The following is a 22,112-nucleotide window of genomic DNA, read 5'->3' as shown; positions in this document are numbered from 1 at the left end:
ACGAGAGATGAAACTGTCGAGTGAGAGCTTTCGCGACGGCGCCGCGATGCCAGCCGCCTGCGCCTTTGCCACCATGGGCGCCGATGGCCAGTTGGCGTTGTCGGGCAACCGCAATCCCCAGCTGACTTGGACCGACGTGCCGGCCGGCACCGAATCGCTGGTGTTGCTGTGCATCGACGGCGACGTGCCGACCGACGCCACCGACATCAACCGCACCGGCGTCACCTTGCCGGCGAGCATGCCGCGCGACGATTTTTTCCACTGGAGCCTGATCGATATCCCGGTCGGCCTGCACCAGATCGCCGAGGGCGCGTTGTCGGACGGCGTCGTGGCGCGCGGCAAGCCCGGTCCGGACGTGGGCCTGGACGGCGCCGCCCTGCGGCAGGGCGTCAACGACTATACCCGGTGGTTTTCGGCCGACCCGGCGATGGCCGGCGACTATTACGGGTATGATGGCCCCTGTCCGCCGTGGAACGATGAGCGCGTCCACCATTATATTTTTCGCATGTATGCGCTCGATGTGCCGCGTCTGGCATTGGATGGGCGCTTCACTTGCATCGACGTGCTCAACGCCATCCACGGCCATATCGTCGATGAGGCGCAACTGATCGGTACGTACACCTTGAATCCGGCCTTGGCCGCCGAACCGGCCCGCAAGCCCAGAAAAAAGACCGCATGAACAACACGAATATTTTGCTGATCCGCCACGGCGAGACGGCCTGGAACGCCGTGCGCCGCCTGCAAGGCCATATCGACATCCCGCTCAACGCCGAAGGCGAACGCCAGGCCGGCGCGCTGGCGCAGGCGCTGGCCGCCGAGTCGGTCGACGTGATCGTCTCGAGCGACCTGCAGCGCGCCCGCCAGACGGCCCAGGCCGTGGCCGACCAGTACCACGGCGCCCAGGTGCAGACCGACGCCAAGCTGCGCGAGCGCTGCTATGGCGTTTTCGAGGGCATGTTGTACACCGAAGTCGCGCAGAAATACCCGGCCGACTTCGCGCTGTGGCAGGCGCGCGATATCGACGCGGTGATGCCGCCGGGAGAGCGCGTGGCGGAGAGTTTCCGCCAGTTTTACGCGCGTGCCATCTCTGCCATTCGGGAATGGGCCGAGCGTCATCCGGGCAAAACCGTCGCCATCGTCGCCCACGGCGGCGTGCTCGAATGCGCCTACCGCGAGGCGGTCGGCATGCAGCTCGACAGCCCGCGCGATTTCCAGGTCAAGAACGCCAGCATCAACCGCTTTACCTTCTCGGAGGGGAAGTTAGCGCTAACTAGCTGGGGCGAAGTAGAGCACCTGAGCTTGGCCGCAATGGACGATGTGATCTGACCGTTCATAACGTTCAGGCTGCACATTTGCAGTTTTCATAAAAAATAGTGCTTATTATTTGAGCACCCCTTCGGTTAAAATAGAAGGTTCCTTCTTCCCCATCAGGTATCGCCAGTGCAAATCGGCCCTCATTTACTGCGCAACAACGTTTTCGTCGCTCCCATGGCGGGAGTGACGGATCGGCCTTTCCGCCAGCTGTGCAAGCAGCTGGGGGCGGGGTATGCGGTGTCCGAAATGGCGGCCTCCAATCCGCGCCTGTGGGCGACGGAAAAGAGTTCGCGCCGCACCGACCATACCGGCGAAATGGAGCCGAAGGCGGTGCAGATCGCCGGCGCCGATCCCAAGGACCTGGCCGACTGCGCCCGCTTCAACGTGGAACGCGGCGCCCAGATTATCGATATCAATATGGGCTGCCCGGTCAAGAAGGTGTGCAACAGCTGGTGCGGCTCGGCCCTGTTGCAGAACGAGGCGCTGGTCAGGGAGATCGTCGAGGCGGTGGTCGGCGCGGTCGACGTGCCGGTCACCTTGAAATTCCGCACCGGCTGGAACCGCGAAAACAAGAACGCCTTGCGGATCGCGCGCATTGCCGAGGACGCGGGCATCGCCATGCTGACTTTGCATGGCCGCACGCGCGCCGACGGCTACACCGGCGATGCCGAGTACGACATGATCGCGGCGGTCAAGCAGTCGGTGGCCATTCCCGTGGTCGCCAACGGCGACATCACAACGCCGGAAAAAGCCAAATTCGTGCTCGATTACACCGGCGCCGACGCCGTCATGATCGGCCGCGCGGCGCAGGGCCGGCCGTGGATCTTCCGCGAGATCGAGCATTTCCTGCGCACCGGCACCCATCTGCCGCCGCCCTACGTCGACGAGGTGCGCGCGCTGATGGACGAACACCTGCGCGCCCACTACGCGTTTTACGGCGACTACCTGGGCGTGCGCACCGCGCGCAAACACATCGGCTGGTATGTGCGCGACCTCGAGGGCGGCGAGGCATTCCGCCAGAAGATGAATCTGCTGGAGTCCACCGACGAGCAACTGATCGCCGTCGACCAGTTCTTCGAATCCCAGTGGACTTACGGCGAGCGGTTACAATACCGCCTCCCTGAAGTTTTGCAAGCCGCATAAGAACAGCTAGCCAGTACTAAAAAAGTTATATCAGAAGGGTAAGCGCCTGGATCATGAGTCCCGGAGTGATTTACCAGCGTCAACAGATTATTGAGCGAACGACATCAAAATGAGCAAAGAAAGTATCCAGGAAGTAGTCCAGAAGAGCCTTGAAGATTACTTCAACGACCTGGGCGAGCAGCAGGCATCGAATATCTACGATATGGTCGTGCTGACCGTGGAAAAGCCGATACTGGAAGTGGTCATGACGCGCGCCGACGGCAACCAGTCGCACGCGGCGCAGATGCTGGGCATCAACCGCAACACCCTGCGCAAGAAACTGCAAGAACACGGCCTGCTGTAAACAGCGGCGATTTTTCCGGCATGGGCGGCTGGGAACGGCCGTTGGGCCGGTCCGCAATCCGATATCAACCCACCTAGCCTTTCATAGCCATGATTAAACAAGCTCTCATCTCCGTCTCCGACAAAACCGGTGTGCTGGACTTCGCCCGCGCGCTGTCCACCATGGGCGTCAAGATCCTGTCGACCGGCGGCACCGCCAAACTGCTGGCCGACAACGGCGTGGCCGTGACCGAGGTCGCCGACTACACCGGCTTCCCGGAGATGCTCGATGGCCGCGTCAAGACCTTGCATCCGAAGGTGCACGGCGGCATCCTGGCGCGCCGCGATTTCCCGGAGCACGTGGCCAAGCTGGAAGAACACGCCATTCCGACCATCGACATGGTGGTGGTCAACCTGTATCCGTTCCAGGCCACCGTCGCCAAGCAGGATTGCTCGCTGGACGACGCCATCGAGAACATCGACATCGGCGGCCCGGCCATGCTGCGCTCGGCGGCCAAGAACCACAAGGACGTCATCGTCATCTGCGATCCGTCGGACTACGGCGTGGTGCTGGCGGAAATGCAGACCACCGACAACGCGCCGGGCGTTGTCGGCTACGACACCCGTTTCAAGCTGGCCACCAAGGTCTATGCGCACACCGCGCAGTACGACGGCGCCATCGCCAACTACCTGACCAGCCTGGGCGCCGACCGCCAGCACGCCAGCCGCAACGCCTATCCGACCACCTTGAACGTGGCGTTTGAAAAAGTGCAGGACATGCGCTACGGCGAGAATCCGCACCAGTCGGCCGCGTTCTACCGCGACGTCGCCGCCACCGACGGCGCGCTGGCCAACTACCGCCAGCTGCAGGGCAAGGAACTGTCGTTCAACAACATCGCCGACGCCGATGCGGCGTGGGAATGCGTCAAGAGCATGGGCAGCTTCCAGCAAAGCGCCGCCTGCGTCATCGTCAAGCACGCCAATCCGTGCGGCGTGGCGCTCGGCTTCGACGCCGCCGACGCCTACAAGCGCGCGCTGCAGACCGATCCGACGTCGGCCTTCGGCGGCATCATCGCCTTCAACGTCGAGATCGACGCGGCCGCCGCCACCGAGCTGGCCAAGCTGTTCGTCGAGGTGCTGATCGCGCCGTCGTATTCGGCCGAGGCCAAGCAGATCCTGTCGGCCAAGCAGAATGTGCGTCTGCTGGAAATCCCGTTGGGCAACGGCGTCAACACGATGGACTTCAAGCGCGTCGGCGGCGGGCTGCTGGTGCAGTCGGCCGATGCGAAAAATGTGCTGCTGACGGACTTGAAGGTTGTCAGCAAGCTGCAGCCGACGCCGCAGCAGTTGCAGGACATGATGTTCGCCTGGCGCGTGGCTAAGTATGTGAAGTCGAACGCGATCGTCTTCTGCGGCAATAATATGACCCTGGGCGTGGGCGCCGGACAGATGAGCCGTATCGATTCGGCCCGCATCGCTTCGATCAAGGCGCAGAACGCCGGCCTGTCGTTGACCGGTTCGGTGGTGGCATCGGATGCGTTCTTCCCGTTCCGCGACGGCCTGGACGTGGTGGTCGACGCCGGCGCGACCTGCGTGATTCATCCGGGCGGCTCGATGCGCGACCAGGAAGTGATCGACGCGGCCAACGAGCGCGGCGTGGTGATGGTCTACACCGGTATCCGCCACTTCCGTCACTAAGCCGCCGCTCCCCGTGGGGCGGATGGGGTCGTGTCCGAATGACAGACTTGACCCCGCCGGAACATAAAAGCGCCCGCAACCTTGCGGGCGCTTTCTTTACTGCATACAATCCATTAATGATAATTCTCGGCATCGACCCCGGCTTGCGCACGACCGGCTTTGGCGTTATTCGCAAGCAGGGCGCGAAGCTGTATTACGTCGCTTCGGGCACCATCAAAAGCGGCGAGGGCGGCTTGCCGGCGCGCTTGAAGGTGATCCTCGATGGCGTGGCCGAGGTCGCCCGCATCTATCAGCCCGAGTGCGCGGCCATCGAGCAGGTGTTTGTCAACGTTAATCCGCAATCGACCCTGCTGCTGGGCCAGGCGCGCGGCGCGGCCATTTGCGCGCTGGTGTCGGCCGAGCTCAGCGTGGCCGAGTATTCGCCCACGCAGGTCAAGCAGGCGGTCGTCGGCACCGGCCGCGCGGTCAAGGCGCAGGTGCAGGACATGGTGGCGCGGCTGTTGTCCTTGCCCGGCCTGCCCGGCACCGACGCCGCCGACGCGCTCGGCATCGCCATTTGCCACGCCCATAGCCGCGAGACCTTGACCCTGATCGCCGGCGCCGGCAAGGGCACCAGCACCGCCAAGAGCGGTCCGCTGGCCGGCCTGCGCATGAAAAACGGCCGCCTGGTCGGCTAACTCCCCCTCATTTAAGAAGGCTACAACACGATGATCGGTCGTCTCTCCGGTATTTTGCTTGAAAAAAATCCGCCGCAACTGCTGGTCGAGTGCGCCGGTGTCGGCTACGAGGTCGATGTGCCGATGAGCACCTTCTACAACCTGCCGCACGTCGGCGAAAAGGTGGTGCTGTTCACGCACCAGGCGATTCGCGAGGATGCGCATTTGCTGTTCGGCTTTGGCAACGCCGAGGAGCGCGCCGTGTTCCGCCAGCTGATCAAGATCACCGGCGTCGGCGCGCGCACGGCGTTGTCGATCCTGTCGGGCATGTCGATTTCCGACCTGGCGCAGGCGGTGACGCTGCAGGAGTCGGGGCGCCTGATCAAGGTGCCCGGCATCGGCAAGAAGACCGCCGAGCGCCTGCTGCTGGAATTGAAGGGCAAGCTGGGCGCGGACATCGGCGCCGGCGGCGGCCACGCGGTGCCCGATTCGCAGTCGGACATCCTCAACGCGCTGCTGGCGCTGGGCTACTCGGACAAGGAGGCGCTGCTCGCGCTCAAGACCGTGCCGGCCGGCAGCGGCGTCTCGGACGGCATCAAGCAAGCTTTAAAGGCGCTGTCCAAAGGCTGATTCGCTGGGATGAAGGCAGGGTAGAATCACAGGTGGTGACAATAGATCGCCCCGGAACCGGCGGATGTTCCGTACAGTAAATCCAGACTTAACCAGGCAACCAGCACTCAATGAGCATCCAGACCGACAGCTTCACCGAACAGCGCATCATCGACGCGGCGCCGTCGTCGCCCAATGAAGAGGCGATCGAGCGCGCGCTGCGCCCCAAGCATCTCGATGAATATGTCGGGCAGGCCAAGATCCGCGACCAGCTGGAGATCTTCATCGCGGCCGCGCGCAACCGCAAGGAGGCGCTCGACCACACCTTGCTGTTCGGGCCGCCGGGCCTCGGTAAAACCACCTTGGCCAACATCATCGCGCGCGAGATGGGCGTCAACCTGCGCCAGACCTCCGGCCCGGTGCTCGAGCGCCCCGGCGACCTGGCCGCCATCCTGACCAACCTCGAGGCGAACGACGTGCTGTTCATCGACGAGATCCACCGCCTGTCGCCCGTGGTCGAGGAAATCCTGTACCCGGCGCTGGAGGACTACCAGATCGACATCATGATCGGCGAGGGTCCGGCCGCGCGCTCGGTCAAGCTCGACCTGCAGCCGTTCACGCTGGTCGGCGCCACCACCCGCGCCGGCATGCTGACCAACCCGCTGCGCGACCGCTTCGGCATCGTCGCCCGCCTGGAGTTCTACAACACCGAGGAGTTGACCAAGATCGTCACGCGCAGCGCCGCGCTGCTCAAGGCCAACATCGCGCCGGACGGCGCCGTCGAGATCGCCCGCCGCGCGCGCGGCACGCCGCGCATCGCCAACCGCCTGCTGCGCCGCGTGCGCGATTACGCCGAGGTCAAGGCCAACGGCGACATCACCAAGACCGTGGCCGACGCCGCGCTCGTCATGCTCGACGTCGACACCGTCGGCTTCGACGTCATGGACCGCAAGCTGCTCGAGGCGGTGCTGTACAAATTCGGCGGCGGCCCGGTCGGCATCGGCAACCTGGCGGCGGCCATCGGCGAGGCCGCCGACACCATCGAGGACGTGCTCGAGCCGTACCTGATCCAGCAGGGCTTCCTGCAGCGCACGCCGCGCGGACGGGTGGCCACGCCGGCCGCGTACAAGCATTTCGGCGTGACGCCGCCGCGCACCAATCCCAACGGTGAACTGTGGGACCTGTGATGCAGATCTGGGTCGACGCCGACGCCTGTCCCGCCGTCATCAAGGACATCCTTTACCGCGTGGCCGAGCGCATGCAGATGCAGGTCACCCTGGTGGCCAACCAGCTGCTGCGCGTGCCGCCGTCGCGCTTTGTGCGGTCGGTGCAGGTGCCGTCCGGCGCCGACGTGGCCGACCAGGAAATCGTGCGGCTGCTGGCGCCGGGCGACCTGGTCGTCACCGGCGACATCCCGCTGGCGTCGGACGTGTTGAAGAAGGGCGGGTACGCGCTCAATCCGCGCGGCGAGTTCTATACCAACGACAACATCGCGCAAATGCTCAGCATGCGCGCCTTCATGGACGAGTTGCGCGGCAGCGGCGTAGATACCGGCGGCCCGGCCGCCTTCAGCCAGGGCGACCGCCAGAGCTTCGCCAACAGCCTGGACCGGCACCTGCGCAAATACGCCACCCCGCCGGGGGCGGCATAAGGGGCAATACCAGTCCTCCACTAAATATAGAATATATCCCATGCGCGCGCCGGCGGCCGCCATCCCTGCCGCCGACGGGAAAAGGGGCGACGGGCACGGCCCCTGCGTCGTCGCGCGAGAGGTCCATACGCGTTGCCTCCCCGTGGGAATGGATGTATTTCTTGGTTAGGCAGTATGATATCCTGCGCACTCGGATTTCCCCACAGCAAACAGCCGAGTCTTGCCGAAGGGTTGGCCGAAAAGATATTTTTAATTGTAGTTCTCTATTTTTTCTAAGGCATTTTTGATGCGTTTGTTTATTACCGTTGCGGCCTTTTGCGCTGGTGCCGCCTTAGCTGACGAACCTGCGGCATGTTATATGGCCAGCGATCCGACAGGAAATTTTCGTTCTGGCAAAACGCTTTCAATCGATGCCTATCCCGAGACTGGCGCACAAATAAGGCGCTTATTAAACGAGAATAATCGCGCGGTGGGGAAATGCATTCAGCGCCATGTCGACAGGGAAGGCTGGCCGGCAAATGGCGCGTCCATCTTATATGGCTTACGTATCTCGCCCGAAGGTAAGTTGACTCAAGTATCTGTTTTGGAAGCGAATGATATAAACGATGGAATGCTGATGGCTTGTATCGGTCGGACATTTTGCAATTGGGATTTAGCGGTCGATACAAAAAGCCAGCAGCAGCTGGTCGGACTACCAGTCAACTTAACAATGCCCGTTCAAGGCCGCTCCACAAATCGCCTGAGACATTGAGTGTCAGCGGCTTTGGCCGAACTGGGCCAGCCGGCCGTTCACGCTAACAATCGTGCCGGTCGCGCGGAGGAAGCCGAACATCGTCTATACCGCCGCATTCGACGGCGTCATCAACGGCCATGCCCGTTCCAAGAGCTGGAAGGTCAGCACCGGCGAGCGGTGACATGTTGGGAACGAAGCGGATCAGATAAATCGTCACGCCCAATCCTGTCATCGCGATCATGATCCCTATCCACGGCGTCCCAACGCGCCAGATGGAATAAGCCATCGACGTCCACATGAAAATGAGTATCCAGACCTTGCCGCGCAAGGGAATGCCTTTGCCGTTCTCGTAGTCGCGCAGGTATTTGCCGAACACGCGGTTGGTTTGCAGCCAGTTGTGCAGCCGGCTCGAGCCGCGCGCGAAGCAGGCCGAGGCCAGCAGCAAAAAGGGCGTGGTCGGCAGCAGCGGCAGAAAAATGCCCAGCACGCCTAGCGCCACCGCCATGCAGCCGATCAGATTCAATACTATTCTCATCGCGTTTCCGTTGCTTGCCGGGGCGCAAGCCATACGAGAATCGTATCACCACTGGCGGGAAAAAGTGTATATTGGACCGACCCGGATGTTAGCGCTAACTTTGTGGAGACATGGAATGAAAAAAATCATATTGGCCTTCATGGCCCTGGTTGGCTTGTTGTTGTTCACCGCCGGCGCGCGCGCCGACGACCAGTACAAAATCCTGGTGCTGGCCATGCCCGGCAAATACCACTACGAATACATCCCGATCGCCCGCGACAGCCTGGAGAAGCAGGCCAAACTGCACGCGTTCGAGATGGTCTATACGCATCGGCCGGAAGTGTTCGACGGCGACTTGAGCCAATATGCGATGGTGATGTTCCTTAACACGCCGGGCGAGGAGCTCAGCGAGCCGCGCCGCAGGAAGTTCGAGCAGTACATGCGCAACGGCGGCAACGCCATGCTGGTGCACCGCGCGCTGATCATTCCGCCCGATACGTGGCCGTGGTTCGAGAAGCTGATCGGCAGGCGGGTGGGCAACCATCCGATGCTGCAGACCGGCGTGGCCGAAGTCGTCGACAAGAAATTCCCGGCGACGTTCGGCCTGCCTGCGCGCTGGATCTGGAGCGACGAGTGGTATGTGTTCGACAATCCGTACAACATCAAGATCAACCCGGTGCTCAACGTCGACGAGAGCACCTACGACCCGACCAAGATCTGGCCGGGGCAGGTGTCAAAAGGCATGGGCAAGGACCACCCGGTGGCGTGGTACCACCAGGTCGAGAAGGGCCGCGTGTTCGTCACCGCGCTGGGGCACAATGGCGAGATGTATAAAGATCCGCAATACCTGTCGCACCTGATGGGCGGCATTTACTGGACCGCCACCGGCAGGGGCATACAGCAGTAATGCAGCAAAGAGCGCGACTTACTCTTGGCGCACCCACACTTGCGAGCGGCCCAGCATTGGCATGCCGATGTAGCCGCGCACGTTGAGCTTCTTGCCGGCGTCGGTCATGTGCATCTTGGCCTTGTAGACCTTGCCGTTTTTCGGGTCGACGATCTCGCCGCCGTTGAATTCTTCGCCATCCTTCTTCAGGCCCGACAGGATCACCATGCCGACGATGGGTTGGTCCTTGCGCGCGCCGTCGCACTTGTCGCATTTCGGATTCTGGTCTTCGTTCGGTTCGCGGTACAGCTTTTCGATCTGGCCCTGGAACGCGCCTTCGTTCTCGGTGATGCGGATCAGCGCCTTCGGCTTGCCGGTCTCGTCGTCGATGTTCTTCCACAGCCCGACCGGCGTGTCGGCGGCAAAGGAGAAGGCGGGGGCGATGGACAGCAGCGCGGTGAGGGCGAATGCGGCAAATTTCATGGTGGTCTCCAACGGTTGTTTTTTGTCTGACGAGTGTAGCAAATAAATGACCGGTCGTACTATTTTCTATCGAATTACACAAATTATCTAAAAAGAGATAATATGTGCAAATGAAAAAAACACCGGAACAGCAAAACCTGCTGGCGCAGCTGCGGCAGGTCGCCGACGGCCTGGGCCAGACCCTGGCGCCGTTTTGCGAGGTCGTGCTGCACGATTTGCTCGATCCCGAGCATGCCATCCTCGCCATCCACAACAACCTGTCGGGGCGCAGTGTCGGCGCGCCGGCCACCGAGCTGGGACTGGCGCGCGCCGCCGACCCGGACTTCGCGCAGGTGATCGCCAACTACCCCAACACCTTTGCCGACGGCCGGCTGGCCAAGAGCACCTCGATCGGCATCAAGGATAGCGAGGGACGCTATATCGCGGCGCTGTGCATGAATGTGGACCTGACCGTGTTCCGCAGTCTGAACAGCCTGCTGACGCAGTTCGGCAAGGTCGACACCGCCGCCGGGGTCAGCGAGACCCTGGAGCCGGCCGGCGCCGACGCCCTCCGCGCGCGCATCGACCAGTTCGCGGCGCGGCTGGCGACCACGCCGCGCGCGCTCAAGGCCGACGAGCGCAAGGCGCTGATGCGCGAACTGAAGGAGTCGGGATTGAGCGATGTGCGGCGCGCGATGGAAATCGTCGCCGCCTATTTGAACGTTTCACGCGCCACGGTATACAACGATGCCAGATAACGCCAGCCTGCTCTTGTTGGACCGCGACCAGGCCGGCGCGCTGCTGCGGCCGGGCGACGTGCTCGACGCCGTGCGCGACGCCTTCCTGCTGCACGCCAGCGGCGCCGGCAAGATCTTCCCGCTGGTGCGCGAGGCGCTGCCGGCCGGCGTATTCGGCATCAAGTCCGGCGGCGTTGCGGAGCGGGAGTCGCTCGGCATGAAGGCGGCCGGTTTCTGGCCCGGCAACCGCGCGCACGGCGCCGACGGCCATCAGGCGACGATCATGCTGTTCGACCCGGCCACGGGACGGCCGCAATGCGTGATCGACGGCAACGCCGTCACCACCACGCGCACGGCGGCGGCGGGAGCCCTGGGCTTGCTGGCGTTGGCGCGGCCCGACAGCGAAAGCTTGTGCGTGTTCGGCACCGGCGTGCAGGGCGCGGCGCACACCGACTACGCGCTGCGCGTCATGCCCGGCATACGGCGCGTGCGATACCTGACATCGGACGGCCGCCGCGATCGGCGTTTTGAAGCGCTGTTCGCCGCGCGCTGCGACGTCGCCGCTGGCGACGGCCCCGATGCCGCCGTCGCCGAAAGCGATATCGTCATCACCGCCACGCGTGGCGCTGGACCGTTGTTTTCCACGCGGGCGGTCGAGCCCGGCACGCACCTGAACTGCGTCGGCAGCGACACGCGCGGCAAGCGCGAACTGCCGGAAGGGTTGCTGGCGCTGGCCCGCGTGTGGGCCGACGATTTAGACCAGGCGCGCGCCATCGGCGAGCTGCAATGGGCGATGGACACGCAGGCCGGGGAGCTGGGCGCGCTGCTGGCCGCCGGCGCGCCGGCGCGCACAGGCGCCGCCACCGACGCCATCACCATTTTCGACATGACGGGCATCGCCCTGCAGGATCTTACAGTGGCGCGCATGCTGTATCAGCGCGCTTTGGCAAACGGCACCGGGACCAGCATCGCCTGGCCCTGGTAACCACAGAGGAGCAAGATGAGCGCACTACTTCCAACCTACGCCGACGTCGTCGCCGCGTCCGAGCGCATCGCCGGCCACGCGCACCGCACGCCGGTGCTGACCTCGCGCACGGCCGACGCCGAACTGGGCGCCCGGGTGTTTTTCAAGGCGGAGAACTTGCAGCGCATGGGCGCGTTCAAATTCCGCGGCAGCTACAACGCGCTGGCGAAGTTCGATGCGCAGCAGCGCCGCGCCGGCGTGGTGGCTTTCTCGTCGGGCAACCACGCACAGGGCATCGCGCTGTCGGCGCAGTTGATGGGCATACCCGCGACCATCGTCATGCCGCACGACGCGCCGCCGTCGAAGATCGCCGCCACGCGCGGCTACGGCGCGCAAGTGGTGCTGTACGATCGTTACACCGAGGACCGCGAGCAGATCGGCCGCGACCTGGCCGCCAGGCATGGACTGACGTTGATTCCGCCGTACGACCACGCCGACGTGATCGCGGGGCAGGGCACGGCCGCCAAGGAATTGTTCGAGGAGGTGGGCGAGCTGGATTACTTGTTCGTCTGCCTGGGTGGTGGTGGTTTGCTCAGTGGCTCGGCGCTGGCGACGCGGGCGTTGTCGCCCAAGACGACGCTCTTTGGCGTGGAGCCGGAGGCTGGCAACGACGGGCAGCAATCGTTCCGCAGCGGCGCCATCGTGCACATCGACACGCCCAAGACAATCGCCGACGGTGCGCAGACGCAGCACCTCGGCAACCTGACGTTCCCGATCATCCAGCGCGATGTGGACGATATCTTGACGGTGGGCGACGAGCAGCTGCGCGCCGAGATGCGCTTCTTCGCGGCGCGCATGAAGATCGTGGTTGAGCCGACGGGTTGCCTGGGGCTGGCGGCCGCGCGGGCGACGAAAGATCAGCTGCAGGGCAAGCGGGTGGGTATCATCATCAGCGGCGGCAACGTCGATATCGAACGCTACGCCGCTTTGCTTGCGACCTGATTAAATGGCTGCGACCGCTTTCTTTCTTTTGTGGGCGGTCCAGCCGACCAAGCCGATACCTGCCAGCAGCATCGCATAGGTCTCCGGCTCAGGCACGGCAGTGGCCATCGGCGTCAGCGAGTCGATTCTCGCCAATACATCATAGAAGGAGGTCGGGCTCAATTTTCCTGAGAAATACATGAAGCGACGATCAAAGCCACTCAGTGAGTCCGGAATGTTCTTGCCGTCCATGACCGCCTCGTCCTCACTGGCAAAATTGAACGTCAAGGCGCGCTGATCGGCGCCAGTACCAGAGTAGGCGTCCAGCCACAGATAGTCGTGCAGAGATTCATGGTTATCGTAGATTTGGATATTGGCCTTGGCTGCGCCCGTGTCCGATGCGAATGTCACGCCCCTGGAGAACTGCGCTGTCGCTGCCAGTCGCGGCGCAGCGCCGATGTACGTCGCGCCGTAGGTATCCGGGTTGGCATGGAGGGGTGTGGCAGTGTCGTAACTGAACTGACCCTGGAGGACGTTCCCGACGCTGATGACGCCGTCGGTCAAGGCGATGGAATCGGGCGTTAGAGGGGCTGGTTTTGTGTAATCGTAGTTATATATGAAATATACGGTCGCGGTGTAGTTGTACGTGACCATGGTGGCGTGCGCGGAGACGGACATCAACAGGCTGCTCAAAAGTGCCAAAAGGTATTTTTTCATGTCTATAGGTATCAAAAATGTAGCTAATTAGAACATGAAATTGCAATAATGTAAAATTATTTTAGGTTGCAGATGGCTTGGTCCGATCATCCTGCAATAATCGAACCAACCCATTGCGACGTCACGCGGCTGGCAATTTGGCGAATTGCTCGCGCATCTTGTCCAGGGTCGCCGAGAAGTTGGCCACGCGTTCCTTCTCCTGCGCCACCACCTCGGCCGGCGCGCGGGCGACGAAACTTTCGTTCGACAGCTTGCCGTTGGCCTTGTTGATCTCGCCCTCGACGCGCGCAATCTCCTTCGACAGCCGCTCACGCTCGGCCTTGACGTCGATCTCCACCTTCAGCATCAGCTTGGTGGTGCCGACGATGGACACGGCCGCCGGCGATTCCGGCAGCGCGTCGACGATCTGCACTTCCGACAGCTTGCCGAGCGACTGGATGTACGGCGCAAAGCCTTCCATCGCCGCCTTGTCGGCCGCATTACCCGCCTCCGCCTCGACGATCAGCGGCACGCGCAGCGACGGCGCCAGCTGCATTTCGCCGCGCAGGTTGCGGGTGGCGTCGGTCAGCGTCTTGAGTTGCTGCATCCAGGCCTCTGCCGCCTCGTCGATGTTGGCGGGGTTGGCGATCGGGTACGGCTGCGTCATGATCGATTCGCCGCTGTCCGCCGCCGCTTTGCCGGCCAGCGGCGCGACCGCCTGCCACAGCGCCTCGGTGACGAACGGGATCACCGGATGGGCCAGGCGCAGCACCACTTCCAGCACGCGCAGCAGGGTGTGGCGGGTGGCGCGCTGCTGGCCTTCGGTGCCGTTTTGCACCTGCACCTTGGCCACTTCCAGGTACCAGTCGCAGTACTCGTCCCAGACGAATTTGTAGATCGTCGAGGCGATATTGTCGAAGCGGTAGTCGGCAAAGCCCTTGGCCACGTCCAGCTCGGCCTTTTGCAGCAGCGAGATGATCCACTTGTCGGCGTTCGACAGATCGGTTGGGCTTGCCGAGCAATCCTTCTCCTCCGTGTTCATCAGCACGAAGCGGGTGGCGTTCCACAGCTTGTTGCAGAAGTTGCGGTAGCCTTCGGCGCGGCCGAGGTCGAAGTTGATGTTGCGGCCCAGCGAGGCGTACGAGGCCATCGTGAAGCGCACCGCGTCGGTGCCGTAGGCGGCGATGCCCTCCGGGAATTCCTTGCGCGTGGCCTTGGCGATCTTCTCGGCCGCCTTCGGGTTCATCAGCCCGGTGGTGCGTTTTTCCACCAGCGCGTCGATGCCGATGCCGTCGATCAGGTCGATCGGGTCGAGCGTGTTGCCCTTGGACTTGGACATCTTCTGGCCCTGCGAGTCGCGCACCAGGCCGTGCACGTACACCGTTTCAAAGGGCACTTTTCCCGTGAAGTGCAGGGTGAACATCACCATGCGCGCGACCCAGAAGAAGATGATGTCGAAACCGGTCACCAGCACCGACGACGGCAGGAACGCTTTCAGGTCCGGCGTTTCTTCCGGCCAGCCGAGCGTCGAGAACGGCACCAGCGCCGACGAGAACCACGTGTCGAGCACGTCGTTGTCGCGGCGCAGCGGCCCGCTGCTGCCGGCCGCCTGCTGCTTGACCAGCGCCTCGGCCTCGGTCTTGGCGACGAAGATGTTGCCGGCCTCGTCGTACCAGGCCGGGATCTGGTGGCCCCACCACAGCTGGCGCGAGATGCACCAGTCCTGGATGTTGTTGAGCCACTGGTTGTAGGTGGTGCTCCAGTTTTCCGGCACGAACTTGATGTCGCCGCTGGCGACCTTCTCGAGCGCGACCTCGGCGATCGATTTGCCCGGGAAGAAGGTGCCTTCCGGCGCCGGCTGGCTCATGGCGACGAACCACTGGTCGGTCAGCATCGGTTCGATGATGACGCCGGTGCGGTCGCCGCGCGGCACCATCAGCTTGTGCGGCTTGACCTGCTCGAGCAAGCCCTGCGCGTCGAGGTCGGCGACGATCTGCTTGCGCGCGACAAAGCGGTCCATGCCGCGATAGGCCTCGGGCGCCTCGTCGTTGATCTTCGCTTCCAGGGTCATGATCGACAGCATCGGCAGCTTGTGGCGCTGGCCGACCGCGTAGTCGTTCAGATCGTGCGCCGGCGTGATCTTGACGCAGCCGGTGCCGAAGGCCTTGTCGACGTAGTCGTCGGCGATGATGGGGATTTCGCGGCCGACCAGCGGCAGCACCAGCATCTTGCCCACCAGCGCCTGGTAGCGCTCGTCGGTCGGATCGACCGCCACGGCGACGTCGCCGAGCATGGTCTCGGGACGGGTGGTGGCCACCGTCAGCGAGCCGCTGCCGTCGGCCAGCGGGTACTTGATGTACCACATCGAGCCGTCTTCCTCTTCGGAGACCACTTCGAGGTCGGAGACGGCCGTGCCCAGCACCGGGTCCCAGTTGACCAGGCGCTTGCCGCGGTAGATCAGGCCCTGCTCGTGCAGGCGCACGAAGACGTCGGTGACGACCTGCGAGCGCGTCTCGTCCATCGTGAAGTATTCGCGCTGCCAGTCGGGCGAGGCGCCCAGCCGGCGCATCTGGCCGGTGATGGTCGAGCCCGATTTCTCCTTCCATTCCCAGACCTTCTTGACGAAGGCTTCGCGGCCGAGGTCGTGGCGCGAGATCTTTTGCGCGTCGAGCTGGCGCTCGACGACGATCTGGGTGGCGATGCCGGCGTGGTCGGTGCCGGGGATCCAGGCCGTGTTGTGGCCCAGCATGCGGTGGTAGCGGGTCAGGCCATCCATGATGGTCTGGTTGAAGGCATGGCCCATGTGCAGGGTGCCGGTCACGTTCGGCGGCGGCAGCTGGATGCTGAACGACGGTTTGCCGGCGTCGAGGGTGGCGGCGTAGTATCCGCGCGCTTCCCACTCGGTGCGCCAGAATTGTTCAATGTCGGCAGGCTCGAAAGACTTGGCTAATTCCATGATTTGGCTGATGTATGTAGTGTATCTGGTGAACGCGCGGCCGCGAAAAAGCGTAGGCGAAAACGCCCATTATAAAGGACGCGGCGGCGGACGCGGACGCCGCCGCCGCCGGCATGTCAAAAAATCAATCGTCGCCGGCCAGGCGCCAGGTGTCGCGCCCGGCCGCCTTGGCCCGGTACAGCGCCACGTCGGCGCGCTTGTAGAGCTCTTCGTGGGTGCCGCCCTGGCCCCCGCCGTCACCACCGCCACCGCCGTCACCACCGCCACCGCCGTCACCGCCGCCACCGCCGCCCTCGTGCACGGCGGCGCCGACGCTGGCGCTCACGCGCATCGTGGCCGCGCCGTGCGCCAGCGGCTGCGCCAGGTTCTCGAGGATGCGCAGGCACACCGGCGCGATGGTGGCGCGGTCGATGGTCTGGCCCAGCAGCACGGCGAACTCGTCGCCGCCCAGGCGGAACGGCCGGTCGGCCTCGCGCACGGCCGCCCGCAGCCGCGCCGCAGCGGCCACCAGCAGGGCGTCGCCGGCGTCGTGCCCCAGGGTGTCGTTGACCTGCTTGAAGTGGTCGAGGTCGATCAGCAGCAAGGTGAAGCCGGGGCCGCCGCGCGCCGCGCGCGCCACCAGGTGGCGCAGCTCGTCGGTGAACAGGCGGCGGTTGGCCAGGCCGGTGAGCGGATCGCCGTAGGCCAGCTGCTCGAGCTGCGACTGGGTCGCGCGCAGCTCGGCCGTGCGGGTGTCGACCATCGCCACCAGCTCGCGCTGGCGGCGCCGCAGCAGGGCGGTGCGCGCCTGCACCAGCGCGGCCAGCAGCGCCGCCGCCAGCATGGCGGCGGCCCCGCGCGCGAGCGGGCGCTGGTGCCACGCCGGCAGCACCCGCACCGGCACCTCGAGCGGCGCCGACCAGTCGCCGTTGCGGTTCGAGCCGCGCAGTTGCAGCACGTAGTCGCCCGGCGGCAGGTTGGTGTAGGCGGCCCGGCGCGCCGTGGCGTCGGCCTTGATCCAGTCCGGGTCGAAGCCGGCCAGGCGGTAGGCGTAGCGGTTGCGCTCGGGCGCCGAGTAGTCCAGCGCGGCGAACTCGAGCGAGAAGCCGCGCCCGCGCGCCTCCGGCGGGACGGCGATCGGCGCCGGCCTGGCGCCGGGGTTGCCGGGGGTGCCTGGGTCGCCCGGGTTGCCGGGGTTGTAGCGCCCGGCCGGCACCTCGCGGTCGTTGACCAGGATGCGGGTGGCCACCACCGGCGCCTGGTAGTCCCACCGGCCCAGGCGCCCGGGCCGCAGCACCGTCACGCCCGACAGCCCGCCGAAGACGAGCTCGTCTTCGGCCGTGCGCGCGCCCGAGGCGGTCCAGTAGGTGGGGATGTGGACGCCGTCGGCCGGCCCGAAGGTGCGGATGGCGAAGCTGCGCGCATCGATGCGCGCCAGGTTGGCGTCGGTGCTGGCCCAGATGGCGCCGGCGGCGTCCTCGAGCAGCATGTTGGCGCCGCTGTCTTCGAGCCCGTTGGCCGTGCCCAGCCGCCGGAAGCGGCGCCGGCCGTCGGCGTCGGTGCGCTCGAGGATGGCGACGCCGGTGCCGAACTGCGACAGCCACAGGCGTCCGCGGCGGTCGATCAGCATCGACGACACATAGCCGGGCGCCATGCGGTCGGCCTCGGCCAGCGCCGTCGGCACCCGCTCGACGGCGCCGTCGCCGGCCACCCGCGCCAGGCCGCCCCGGGTGCCGACCCAGACGCCGCCGCCGGCCGGCAGCAGAGCCGTCACGCGCGGGTCGCCCAGGCTGTGCTGCTCATGGCGCCGCACCGCCAGCTGCCCGCCGGGGGCCACCGACAGCGCCCACAGGCCGTCCAGGCCGCCCAGCCACAGCATGTCGCCCACCGGCGCCAGGCTCCACACCGACGCCTCGGGCCGGCGCCCCGGCAGCGCCAGGCGGCGCACGTTGGCGCCGTCGGCGTCGGCACGGTACAGGCCCTGCTCGGTGCCGAGGTAGACGCTGCCGCCGCGCCCCGGCGCCATGGCCAGCACCCGGCCGGTCGGCAGCGTGCCCGGCGTGCCGGGCGGCGCCGGCGCCAGGCGGGCGACGGTACCCCGTTGCGGATCGACGATGTCGATGCCGCCGCCGACCACGCCCAGCCACAGCCGGCCGTCCGGGTGGACCAGCATGCTCGGCACGCTGAGCTTGGCGGCGGCGCCGCCGGTGGCGGCCTGGCCGGTCGAGCGGATTGTCGTCACCGCCCGCGGCAGCGGGTCGTGCTGGCTCAGCGCGCCCATGGCGCCGACGAAGATGATGCCGCTGCGCTCGCGAAACAGCGCCATGACGTCGTTTTCGTACAGGCTGTCGGGCGTGTCGGGCTGGTGGCGGATGCGCCGCGTGGTGCCGCGCAGCGGATCGACCGCCACGATGCCGCCGTTGGCGCCGTCGGTGCCCAGCCAGACCTCGCCGAGCCCGGCCTCGACGATGGCGGTGACGCGCTCCCGGTCCAGCGTCGGCGCCGGGCCGCCCTCGCGCACGGCGCGCGCCACGGCGCTGCCGGGCTCGATGACGAAGGCGCCGTCGCGGCGCGTGCCGATCCAGATCCGTCCCGCGCTGTCCTGCATCAGGGCGCTGATGTTGGCGCCGGCGCCGTGCCCAGGGAGCGCCACGGCCACCGGCGCCGCCGCGCCGCGCGCGCGCCGCAGCAAGCCGTCGCGCGTGCCGATCCACAGCGTGCCGCCGCCGTCGCGCAGCAGCGCGCCGACCGCGCGCGCCGGCAGCGCCCGCGCGCCGCGCGTGCGCGCGCCGCGCGCGTCGAGATGATCGAGGCCGCCGCCGGTGCCCACCCATATGCCGCCGGCGCCGTCGTCGGCCAGCGCGGTGACCTGGGCGTCGCCCAGGCCGGCCGGGCCGGGCGGCAAGCGGGTGAAGTGCTCGCGCGCGGCGTCATAGCGCGCCAGGCCGCCCGAGCTGGTGCCCACCCACAGCCGGCCGGCCTGGTCGACCAGCAGGCTGGTGATGTAGTTGTCGGGCAGGGCGTCCGCGCGCAGCGGATCGGCGACGAATTTGCGCGGGCGGTTGCCGTCCCAGCGCACCAGCCCGGTCTGGGTGCCGATCCACACGAAGCCGGCGCGGTCCTGGGCGAACGCCAGGCCGGCGCCGGTCTCGGCAAAGGTGTGGTGCTTGAACGCGGTGTGGGTCAGCGCCGCCCAGCGCGCCGGTTCGGCGCCGTCCGCGCGCGCCGGCGCCGGCAGCAGCGACAGCAGCGACAGCAGCATGGGCAGGCACGGGACGACGAGACGATGAAAGTTGCATTGTGGCATAAGTTGACTATACATCAGCCGCCCCCGGCCGCGGACCGCCCCGGCACGGGGAAGCGTCGGGCGTCGGATTTTCGCCACGCGGCGGCGCTGCCGGCCGCCGTGCCGGGTGCTCTGTTATAATCACCGCGCTGCCGCAAGGCGGCACACGCTAGGGGTCCTGCAAATCGCCATGCAATGTATGCATTGTATGCGAGGCGCGGGTGAGAAATACCCTCCGAACCTGATCTGGATAATGCCAGCGAAGGGAAGCTTAGGACAACGCCGCGCCGCGCCACCTGCGGGCGCGGCGCCGTCCCACCTCCTTTGCTGGCTCCTGTAGCCAACCGAGGAGCCAAATGAACGCCAATCCCAAATTCCTGTCCGCCACCGCCACCGTGGACGCGGCAGCGATCCAGCCTTTACCCCATTCCCGCAAGATCTACGTCGAAGGCAGCCGCGCCGACATCCGCGTGCCGATGCGCGAAATCACCCAGGCCGACACGCCCGCGTCGTTCGGCTTCGAGGCCAATCCGCCGGTCTACGTCTACGACACCTCCGGCCCGTACACCGATCCGGAGGCGGTGATCGACATCCGCTCCGGCCTGGCCGCCACGCCCCGTTTGCCGTGGATCCTCGAGCGCGGCGACACCGAGGCGCTGGCCGGCCCGAGCTCCGAGTACGGCCGTGCGCGCCTGGCCGATCCGGCGCTGGCCGAATTGCGCTTCAACCTGCACCGCCAGCCGCGTCGCGCGCGCGCCGGCGCCAACGTCACCCAGATGCACTACGCGCGCCGGGGCATCGTCACGCCGGAGATGGAATTCGTGGCGATCCGCGAAAACCTGCGCCGCAAGGAATACCTGGACAACCTCAAAGGCTCCGGCCCGATGGGCCAGCGCCTGGCCGACCTGATGGGCCGCCAGCATCCGGGGCAATCGTTCGGCGCGGCCATCCCGGCCGAGATCACCGCCGAATTCGTGCGCGAGGAAATCGCCCGCGGCCGCGCCATCATCCCGGCCAACATCAACCACCCGGAGATCGAGCCGATGATCATCGGCCGCAATTTCCTCGTCAAGATCAATGCCAACATCGGCAATTCGGCCGTGACCTCGTCGATCGGCGAGGAAGTCGAAAAGATGACGTGGGCGATCCGCTGGGGCGGCGACAACGTCATGGACCTGTCGACCGGCAAGCATATCCACGAAACGCGCGAATGGATCATCCGCAACAGCCCGGTGCCGATCGGCACGGTGCCGATCTATCAGGCGCTGGAAAAGGTCAACGGCAAGGCCGAGGACTTGACCTGGGAAATCTACCGCGATACCCTCATCGAGCAGGCCGAGCAGGGCGTCGACTACTTCACCATCCACGCCGGCGTGCTGCTGCGCTACGTGCCGATGACGGCCAAGCGCCTGACCGGCATCGTCTCGCGCGGCGGCTCGATCATGGCCAAATGGTGCCTGGCGCACCACAAGGAATCGTTCCTGTACACGCACTTCGAAGAGATCTGCGAAATCATGAAGGCCTACGACGTCTCGTTCTCGCTGGGAGACGGCCTGCGTCCCGGCTCGATCTACGACGCCAACGACGAGGCCCAGCTGGGCGAACTCAAAACCCTGGGCGAACTGACGCAAATCGCCTGGAAGCACGACGTGCAGGTGATGATCGAAGGCCCGGGCCACGTGCCGATGCAGCTGATCAAGGAGAACATGGACCTGCAACTGGAGCAGTGCCACGAGGCGCCGTTCTACACCCTGGGACCTTTGACGACCGACATCGCGCCCGGCTACGACCACATCACCTCCGGCATCGGCGCCGCGCAGATCGGCTGGTACGGCACCGCCATGCTGTGCTACGTCACGCCCAAGGAGCACCTTGGCCTGCCGGACAAGAACGACGTCAAGGACGGCATCATCACGTACAAGATCGCCGCCCACGCCGCCGACCTGGCCAAGGGCCACCCGGGCGCGCAGATCCGCGACAACGCCTTATCGAAGGCGCGCTTCGAATTCCGCTGGGACGACCAGTTCAACCTCGGCCTCGATCCGGACAAGGCGCGCGAATTCCACGACGAGACCCTGCCCAAGGATTCGGCCAAGGTGGCCCATTTCTGTTCGATGTGCGGCCCGCATTTCTGCTCGATGAAGATCACGCAGGAGGTGCGCGAGTACGCGGCCGCCAACGGCATGAGCGACGGCGTGGCGATCGAACAGGGCATGCAGGTCAAGGCGGTGGAGTTCATCAAGAACGGCGCCGAACTGTATCGCAAGCTGTGAGGCCGGCATGGATGACGCAAACATTTCGATAGCGCCGATTGCGATAGAACTGAACGGCGCGCCCCACCAGGTGCCGCCGCAACAGACGCTGGACCAGCTGGTCGACGCGCTGTCCCTGACCGGGCAGGCGCTGGCGCTGGCGGTCAACCGCACGGTGGTGCCGCGCCAGCAATGGCCGCAGCGCGTGCTGCAGCCGCAGGACAAAGTGGACATCGTGCGCGCCATCGGCGGCGGCTAACAAGAAAGGAAAAGA

21 protein-coding genes, 1 pseudogene and 1 riboswitch are annotated in these 22,112 nt (G+C 65.5%); of the genes and pseudogenes, 16 read left to right on the top strand and 6 right to left on the bottom strand.

Going from position 1 to position 22,112, the window contains the following annotated elements:
• The first annotated feature begins 7 nt into the window (after positions 1 to 7).
• The 10 genes from NHH73_27210 to NHH73_27165 all read left to right on the top strand — a co-directional run bounded on the left by NHH73_27210 (position 8) and on the right by NHH73_27165 (position 8,143).
• Complete coding sequence (locus NHH73_27210) at positions 8 to 679, top strand: YbhB/YbcL family Raf kinase inhibitor-like protein (protein USX26209.1); 672 nt, start codon at positions 8 to 10, stop codon at positions 677 to 679.
• Complete coding sequence (locus tag NHH73_27205) at positions 676 to 1,326, top strand: histidine phosphatase family protein (GenBank protein ID USX26208.1); 651 nt, start codon at positions 676 to 678, stop codon at positions 1,324 to 1,326. The genes NHH73_27210 and NHH73_27205 overlap by 4 nt, the downstream gene beginning before the upstream one ends.
• Positions 1,327 to 1,488: 162 nt before the next feature.
• Positions 1,489 to 2,457, top strand: coding sequence for a tRNA dihydrouridine synthase DusB (gene dusB, locus NHH73_27200; GenBank protein USX29723.1), 969 nt, complete (start codon positions 1,489 to 1,491; stop codon positions 2,455 to 2,457).
• Positions 2,458 to 2,566: 109 nt separating this feature from the next.
• Positions 2,567 to 2,800: a Fis family transcriptional regulator gene (locus NHH73_27195; protein ID USX26207.1), complete on the top strand. Its 234-nt coding sequence runs from the start codon at positions 2,567 to 2,569 to the stop codon at positions 2,798 to 2,800.
• An 89-nt stretch (positions 2,801 to 2,889) separates the two neighbouring features.
• Positions 2,890 to 4,476: a bifunctional phosphoribosylaminoimidazolecarboxamide formyltransferase/IMP cyclohydrolase gene (gene purH, locus NHH73_27190; protein ID USX26206.1), complete on the top strand. Its 1,587-nt coding sequence runs from the start codon at positions 2,890 to 2,892 to the stop codon at positions 4,474 to 4,476.
• A 116-nt stretch (positions 4,477 to 4,592) separates the two neighbouring features.
• Positions 4,593 to 5,153, top strand: coding sequence for a crossover junction endodeoxyribonuclease RuvC (gene ruvC, locus NHH73_27185; protein ID USX26205.1), 561 nt, complete (start codon positions 4,593 to 4,595; stop codon positions 5,151 to 5,153).
• A gap of 30 nt (positions 5,154 to 5,183) precedes the next feature.
• Entirely contained in the window at positions 5,184 to 5,762 is a 579-nt protein-coding gene (gene ruvA, locus NHH73_27180) for a Holliday junction branch migration protein RuvA (GenBank protein ID USX26204.1), read from the top strand.
• A gap of 110 nt (positions 5,763 to 5,872) precedes the next feature.
• Positions 5,873 to 6,928, top strand: coding sequence for a Holliday junction branch migration DNA helicase RuvB (gene ruvB / locus NHH73_27175; GenBank protein USX26203.1), 1,056 nt, complete (start codon positions 5,873 to 5,875; stop codon positions 6,926 to 6,928).
• A complete protein-coding gene (locus tag NHH73_27170) occupies positions 6,928 to 7,392 on the top strand; it encodes a YaiI/YqxD family protein (protein ID USX26202.1) in 465 nt (154 codons plus the stop codon). Before ruvB ends, NHH73_27170 begins: the two co-directional genes overlap by 1 nt.
• Before the next feature lie 286 nt (positions 7,393 to 7,678).
• Positions 7,679 to 8,143: a hypothetical protein gene (locus tag NHH73_27165; protein USX26201.1), complete on the top strand. Its 465-nt coding sequence runs from the start codon at positions 7,679 to 7,681 to the stop codon at positions 8,141 to 8,143.
• A 43-nt stretch (positions 8,144 to 8,186) separates the two neighbouring features.
• On the opposite strand, the gene NHH73_27160 is transcribed toward NHH73_27165, so the two are convergent.
• On the bottom strand, positions 8,187 to 8,648 hold the full coding sequence (locus NHH73_27160; protein USX26200.1) for a YbaN family protein: 462 nt from the start codon (positions 8,646 to 8,648) through the stop codon (positions 8,187 to 8,189).
• Positions 8,649 to 8,775: 127 nt separating this feature from the next.
• Here NHH73_27160 and NHH73_27155 point away from each other — a divergent pair, with 127 nt between their 5' ends.
• Positions 8,776 to 9,546 carry a ThuA domain-containing protein gene (locus NHH73_27155; GenBank protein USX26199.1) on the top strand — a complete coding sequence of 257 codons (771 nt, stop codon included), beginning with the start codon at positions 8,776 to 8,778 and terminating at the stop codon, positions 9,544 to 9,546.
• A gap of 18 nt (positions 9,547 to 9,564) precedes the next feature.
• Here the strand turns inward: NHH73_27155 and NHH73_27150 are convergent, their stop codons facing one another.
• Complete coding sequence (locus NHH73_27150) at positions 9,565 to 10,008, bottom strand: DUF2147 domain-containing protein (protein ID USX26198.1); 444 nt, start codon at positions 10,006 to 10,008, stop codon at positions 9,565 to 9,567.
• Between the two features lie 110 nt (positions 10,009 to 10,118).
• Between NHH73_27150 and NHH73_27145 the strand changes: the two genes are divergently transcribed.
• From NHH73_27145 to NHH73_27135, 3 genes are read left to right on the top strand one after another with little or no spacing between them, the layout of a single operon-like run.
• Entirely contained in the window at positions 10,119 to 10,745 is a 627-nt protein-coding gene (locus tag NHH73_27145) for a PAS domain-containing protein (GenBank protein USX26197.1), read from the top strand.
• Complete coding sequence (locus tag NHH73_27140) at positions 10,735 to 11,709, top strand: ornithine cyclodeaminase family protein (protein ID USX26196.1); 975 nt, start codon at positions 10,735 to 10,737, stop codon at positions 11,707 to 11,709. Before NHH73_27145 ends, NHH73_27140 begins: the two co-directional genes overlap by 11 nt.
• A 15-nt stretch (positions 11,710 to 11,724) precedes the next feature.
• Positions 11,725 to 12,690 (top strand): threo-3-hydroxy-L-aspartate ammonia-lyase, encoded by a 966-nt coding sequence (locus NHH73_27135; GenBank protein ID USX26195.1) that lies wholly within the window; start codon positions 11,725 to 11,727, stop codon positions 12,688 to 12,690.
• Here the strand turns inward: NHH73_27135 and NHH73_27130 are convergent, their stop codons facing one another.
• The 4 genes and pseudogenes from NHH73_27130 to NHH73_27115 all read right to left on the bottom strand — a co-directional run bounded on the left by NHH73_27130 (position 12,691) and on the right by NHH73_27115 (position 19,562).
• Complete coding sequence (locus NHH73_27130; protein ID USX26194.1) at positions 12,691 to 13,386, bottom strand: PEP-CTERM sorting domain-containing protein; 696 nt, start codon at positions 13,384 to 13,386, stop codon at positions 12,691 to 12,693.
• 121 nt (positions 13,387 to 13,507) lie between these two features.
• Positions 13,508 to 16,321 (bottom strand): valine--tRNA ligase, encoded by a 2,814-nt coding sequence (locus NHH73_27125; protein ID USX26193.1) that lies wholly within the window; start codon positions 16,319 to 16,321, stop codon positions 13,508 to 13,510.
• 124 nt (positions 16,322 to 16,445) lie between these two features.
• Positions 16,446 to 17,063: a GGDEF domain-containing protein gene (locus NHH73_27120; GenBank protein USX29722.1), complete on the bottom strand. Its 618-nt coding sequence runs from the start codon at positions 17,061 to 17,063 to the stop codon at positions 16,446 to 16,448.
• A gap of 186 nt (positions 17,064 to 17,249) precedes the next feature.
• A pseudogene (locus tag NHH73_27115) lies at positions 17,250 to 19,562 on the bottom strand (hypothetical protein).
• Between the two features lie 185 nt (positions 19,563 to 19,747).
• Positions 19,748 to 19,871, top strand: a riboswitch (TPP riboswitch).
• Positions 19,872 to 19,942: 71 nt separating this feature from the next.
• Here NHH73_27115 and thiC point away from each other — a divergent pair.
• Together thiC and thiS are read left to right on the top strand one after the other, a co-directional pair.
• A complete protein-coding gene (gene thiC / locus NHH73_27110) occupies positions 19,943 to 21,859 on the top strand; it encodes a phosphomethylpyrimidine synthase ThiC (protein USX26192.1) in 1,917 nt (638 codons plus the stop codon).
• Between the two features lie 7 nt (positions 21,860 to 21,866).
• A complete protein-coding gene (gene thiS / locus NHH73_27105; protein ID USX26191.1) occupies positions 21,867 to 22,097 on the top strand; it encodes a sulfur carrier protein ThiS in 231 nt (76 codons plus the stop codon).
• Positions 22,098 to 22,112 lie beyond the last annotated feature (15 nt).

The sequence above is a fragment of the Oxalobacteraceae bacterium OTU3CINTB1 genome (genome assembly GCA_024123955.1).
In the GTDB taxonomy this organism is placed as follows: Bacteria; Pseudomonadota; Gammaproteobacteria; order Burkholderiales; family Burkholderiaceae_D; genus Rugamonas.
The sequence above is the reverse complement of the archived record's forward strand: the minus strand, read 5'-3'. Positions and strand labels throughout refer to the sequence as shown.